This is a genomic window from Mesorhizobium sp. M1D.F.Ca.ET.231.01.1.1 (genome assembly GCF_003999155.2).
Taxonomy (GTDB): Bacteria; Pseudomonadota; Alphaproteobacteria; order Rhizobiales; family Rhizobiaceae; genus Mesorhizobium.
This window is the reverse complement of the sequence record NZ_RZOZ02000101.1, coordinates 1-376: the sequence shown is the minus strand read 5'-3', so window position 1 is coordinate 376 and position 376 is coordinate 1. Positions and strand designations below refer to the sequence as shown.

Below are 376 nucleotides of genomic sequence, written 5' to 3'. Positions count from 1 at the left end.
CTGGGTCTCGTACTTCTGCACGGTGACCGACTGCCCGCCGACGTTCATCTGCTGGTCGCGCACCACCGGCACGGTGAAGTTGTCCACGTTCTTGCGGAACAGCGAAACACCCGCGACCGCGCCCGGCTTGAAGTACCACTCCAGGCCCAGGTCGAACTGGACCGCCTTGAACGGCTCCAGCGCCTTGTTGCTGCCCGAGCCGTACCAGCCGGGCGTGTCGGTGCCGCCGGTGACACGGCGATCGTTGGCGTACTCCTCGCTGATGTAACGCAGGCCACCGGGATAGGCGATGCTGGTGTAGCTCGGGCGCGCGACCACCTTCGACGCCGCGCCGCGCAGCACCAGGTTGTCGGTGATGTCCCAGGCAATGTTGAAG

The 376-nt window shown here is 66.0% G+C and carries 1 protein-coding gene; it reads right to left on the bottom strand.

All coding sequences use genetic code 11. The annotated features are described in order from the left end of the window. Positions 1 to 376: TonB-dependent receptor (locus EN874_RS32475; RefSeq protein WP_127428848.1), on the bottom strand; the 376-nt coding region annotated here is incomplete at both ends.